General features: G+C 32.5%; 4 protein-coding genes. 3 read left to right on the forward strand and 1 reads right to left on the reverse strand.

The genetic code is table 11. The annotated features are described in order from the left end of the window. The first annotated feature begins 87 nt into the window (after positions 1-87). From CKF59_RS05005 to CKF59_RS05015, 3 genes are all read left to right on the forward strand, one after another. The gene (locus CKF59_RS05005; protein WP_119534872.1) at positions 88-1,263 is read left to right on the forward strand and encodes a porin family protein; all 1,176 of its coding nucleotides are present in this window, start codon (positions 88-90) and stop codon (positions 1,261-1,263) included. Positions 1,264-1,469: 206 nt separating this feature from the next. Beyond that, on the forward strand, positions 1,470-3,128 hold the full coding sequence (locus CKF59_RS05010; protein WP_222985592.1) for an SNF2-related protein: 1,659 nt from the start codon (positions 1,470-1,472) through the stop codon (positions 3,126-3,128). A gap of 288 nt (positions 3,129-3,416) precedes the next feature. After that, a complete protein-coding gene (locus tag CKF59_RS05015; protein ID WP_119534874.1) occupies positions 3,417-4,487 on the forward strand; it encodes an OmpA family protein in 1,071 nt (356 codons plus the stop codon). Between the two features lie 108 nt (positions 4,488-4,595). Here the strand turns inward: CKF59_RS05015 and CKF59_RS07890 are convergent. Then, positions 4,596-4,999: hypothetical protein (locus tag CKF59_RS07890; protein WP_222985595.1), on the reverse strand; the 404-nt coding region annotated here is incomplete at its 5' end.

A 4,999-nucleotide genomic window follows, 5' to 3' on the forward strand; every position in this document is an offset into this window, starting at 1 on the left:
AAGTTATTTCTTTATTATTGTTATACTTAAAATGTAAGCCTAAACTTACCAAGAAAAACATTTGTTCCATAAATTATGATTTAGACTATGAAAAAAACTCTACTCTCTCTATTACTTGCTTCTGTTGCAACTACAGCTTTCTCGGCTACAGTTTATCAAAGTGACAACGCTAAATTAACTTTTGGTGGTGAAGTTCGAGCTCACATTAATTTCTATAATCCTGAAAATAAAGTTGATGGCACTTTAAGTAGCGAAAGAAATGGTCGCTACCATCAAGTTCGTACCCGTGTTTGGTTAGCAGGTGAAATTAATGATGGTCAAGGCTTAAAATTTGGTTTCTTCGTTCGTGGTAACCACTCTTGGGTATATAATTACAAAAAAGAAACTACATACACTTCAGGCGTTAAAAGTGTAAGTGAGTCTAGAAGTCACTCTCGTAAAGGTTTCGAACTAAATAATGCTAATGCTTACTTAAGCTATAACAACTTTGGTGAAGTTCGTTACGGTAAATTCGCAGTTTTATCTGATCGCAAATTTGGCGATGATACTTGGGTTCTCTCAAATAAGGATAAAGATTACAACCATTTAGGATTTACAGCTTCAACTGCAGCTACTTCATTTGATAGCTCATTCCAATATACTAATAAAGTAGGCAAAGTTAGTTTTGGTGCTTCATGGGGTAAAACTAATACTACCTCAACAACAAGATTACAACAAACAGCAGCTTTAGTAGCTTATAACTTCACAGATAGCTCAAAATTACAAGCAATCTACTATAATACAGATACTAAAACTCGTGGTGGTGTTGTAGGAACAACAAGTGCTTTAGATACTTTTGATTTAGCTTGGTATCAAAGTTTTGATAATGGTTTAGAGTATGGCACTGCATTTACATATGAACACTCTAAAAACTATGTAAGCAGTAGCTCTACTTACAACAATGGAGATGCTTGGTCATTAGCAGCAAAAGTAAGCTATACTTTAAATCAATACTTTGCTCCTTACACAGGTATTTCTTATGTACATGCTAGTCATAAGTATGCAAATAAAGCTAATACAACTAAAGCACATGCTGTACACTTCTATTTAGGTGCAAGCTCAACATTAGTTAAATATAACAGTGTTAACTTAGTTGTATTCTTAGAAGGTAGTTATGTTAAAGGAACTAAAGATGTAACTACAGTTTCTAGTGGTACTACAACAAAAGTTCAAAATGACATCACAGCAACAGCTGTTGCAACAGGTCTACGTGTTAGATTCTAATTTTTCATATGTTACTTTCTTGGATCTTCATTCTTTTTAAAGGATGGAGATCCTTATTCTTAGAGTAAAATTATTAAATTTTTTGAAAAAACACCAAAATTTATATACTTTTAATTGTAATCACTGGTAAAATAGTATTAGTTAAGATATCTTCGTAGCAATTTTATTTTAGTGTTATGATTTCGTTTCAGAAAATCAAGCAAGCGATGGGACAAAATAATGTCATTCCCAGTGAGGATGAAACAAAACTTTATGTTTGGACTCGTCTTGCAAAAGAAATATGCGATATAATTCCCGATGCCATAGTGCATCATAATCCCGATGCTTCAACATCTAATAGTCAAAACTCAATTGTAGAAGTAGATTGGACTTTTGACAATGCGCAAAAGTTGGCAAGTATTAATGCTACTACATTGAGTCCTATTGTTAGAAAATCTGATTACGATTGGCCAGGAGAATTAACCCCATTTGAGCATCAGTATAAAATTTCTGCGTTTTTATCTGTACATAAATCATGCTTCTGTTTAGCAGACATGGGGACAGGTAAAACTTTAGCTACTTTACATGCTATAAACTACTTATATAAAATAAAGCAAATTAAAAAAGTGCTAATTGTTTGCCCTCTTTCCGTTATGCGAGACGCTTGGCAAAGTACATTACAAAGTATGGATTGTGGTTTAACATCACAAATTCTATATGCAAATACTAAGAAAAAACGTATTGAATTAGTTACTGAAACCGATGCCCAAATTCATATTATTAATCCTGATGGCGTTGAAGTAATTCAGTCTCAACTACTCGAACAAAATTACGATCTAATTGTTATCGATGAGTTAACAACTTATAAGACTCATACTACAGCTCGTTGGAAAAATCTACAAAAAATCACTAAAAAGGCTTCATTTGTTTGGGGAATAACCGGTACTCCTGTACCTAATAGCCCATTAGAAGCTTATGGTCAGATTCTAATGGTTGCTCCACAAAATCTAACCGGCATCACTTATTCTCACTTTAAAGGAATCATGAATTTAAATTTAAATTTACGATTTTTAAATTCAGCTTCAGATAATATCGAAGATTTCAAAAGTGTAGAAATGTCTTTAGATCTTGTATACAGTTATTTCAATCCAGCAATCCGTATTAAAAAAGAAGATTGCTTAGATCTACCAGATTTAGTAACAACATATTCAAAATGCGAGTTATCTAACGAACAAAAACACATGATTAAACAATTACGTGAATATGAATTCGTTAGATTAAAGAATGGAGCTAATATAGCTCCCGCTAATGGTGCTGCAATTGTTGGAAAAATTATTCAAGCTTGTTGCGGTGCGGTATATGATAATAGCAAAGAAATAATAACTCTTGATAATAAATCTAGAGTACAAGAAGCTATCCGCTTAATTGAAATAGCAAGATCAGAGAGAACTGAATTTAATAAGGGTAAAACTTTAGTATTTGTTCCTTATAAAAGTACACTTGATCTATTATATGATGAGTTAGCTACTAAGTTTAAAGTCGCTAAAATTAATTCAGATGTAAGAGAAAAAGAAAGAGCCGAAATTTTTCATAAATTACAAAATACAGATGATTTAGATGTACTTTTAGCTATTCCTACAACCATGTCCCATGGGATTACTGCGACAAGTGCAAGTTTAATTATTTGGTTTGCACCTATCCATAGTTGTGAAACTTATATTCAAGCATGTAACCGAATTAATCGTGCAGGGCAAACTCAAAAAATGACCATTGCCCATCTTTACGGTCATGACATTGAATATAAAATTTACAAATCCTTGGAAGCAAAACAGTTTAACTTAAAAGAATTATTAAATCTTTATAATGAGTTCTTAAAAGGTGAATAAATGGTAAGACTTTAGGTCTTACCTTTTTTAATATCCTAGATCTTCAAATACTACTAAAAATCATACTTATCTATGTAGATTCTAAAAATAAAATACATTAACTAATTGATAAATATGAATAACTTTATAGATTAAAACTATTTATATAAATTTCATCTATGATATAATAAGCAATGATTGTATTCTGTTATAGGATTTCTAGGTTCAATTTTGAAATCCGAAAAATTTTACTTTACTTTAATCAGTTTTGTAAAATTAAAATAACATATAAAGATTTAGAGGTCTTACATGAAAAAAACAGCTGCAGCTCTATTAGCTTTAACAGCTACTTCAGTAGCATTTGCTGCTCCATCAGCAAATAGTTTCTACGTTACTGGTAAAGTTGGTTATACAAACTACCACAATGACGTACAATTAAACACAAAATCAAACGACAATGCTTACCGTGATGGTGACGGTGTTGCTTACGGTTTATTCTTAGGTTACCGTTTAAACAACCACGTTGCATTTGAATTAGGTTGGCAAAAACCTCACAATAACAACTACAACTACAATGATACAACTACTTTCACTCACAAATCTAACGTTTTAGATTTAGGTGTGAAATTCAACCAATTCATCGGTTCTAAAGTTAACGTATTCGCTGGTTTAGGTGCTGGTGTATTCTTTAACAAAGTTGTAACTGCTAGCGATGTAGTTTCAGAAAAAACTCAAGTAGCTCCTTACGCTTCAGCTGGTTTAGAGTACTACTTCGTAGACTCATTCGCAGTGGGTGTTGAGTATAAAGCTTACTTCAGAACTTTCAACGATTCTAAAGTAAACGCTGCTTCAGGTAGCTACGCTGTAACATTAGCTGATTCTGTTAACAACAACAGCAACAGATACAGACCAGATGTTCACTTAGTACAAGCTACTGCAACTTACGTATTTGGTCAATCTAAACCAGTTGAAGTTGCTCCAGTTGTAACTACTGAAAAATTTGAATTAAAATCTGACGTATTATTTGCTCTAAACTCAGATAAATTAGGTCCTAACGCTGCTGAATCATTCAAAGATGTATTAGCTCGTTACAACAACCCTAATGCAACTGTAAGCTCAGTTGAAGTAGTTGGTCACGCTGACCGTACTGGTTCTGCTGCTTACAACTTAAAACTATCTGAGCGTCGTGCACAAACTGTTGCTAACTACTTAGTAGAAAACGGTGTTGATCAATCATTATTAACTGTTAAAGGTGTTGGTTCTGCAGAACCTGTAACTAACGGTTGTTATGATGTTAAAGGTCGTAAAGCACTTGCTGCATGTTTAGCACCAGATCGTCGTGTTGATGTATATGTAACAGGTACTAAAGAATCTAAATAATTCTTTTACCTTGAAAGAGACCCATTGAGGTCTCTTTCTTCATTTAAATTAAGTCCAAAGATAAAATCTTTGGACTTAATTTTTTTCTAAAATTTTGTTTTAAAAGAGTTATTTTGCACTTGGGCTTTTTTCTGTAGCTAATCCTTTATTGTCTCCGCCTACAACTTCATCAGGAACTTCATTTTTAACAGTTTCAAGTTTTCGATTAAATAAGTAACAAGCAAACTCTTGCTCTCTAGGAGTAGCATTGATTAATCGTCCTTGTAGTTGTCTAAAAATACTGTTAAATTCATTACGAGAGCTATTTGAAACACTATCAGAAACTTCTTTTAAATTATTATCAAAAACTTTCTTCATGTTTGTCGCAAACAAAGCACAATTTGGATGCTGTTTATACTTTGTGACAAAGTTATTAAATTCTTGATCACTAATATCAGTTAGGGTATATTCTAAATTTCCATTATAGTAACTAATCTTTGTAGTCTCAGCATTAACTGAAGATAGATTAGGAA

The sequence above is a fragment of the Psittacicella gerlachiana genome, from assembly GCF_003585965.1.
Lineage (GTDB): Bacteria > Pseudomonadota > Gammaproteobacteria > Enterobacterales > Psittacicellaceae > Psittacicella > Psittacicella gerlachiana.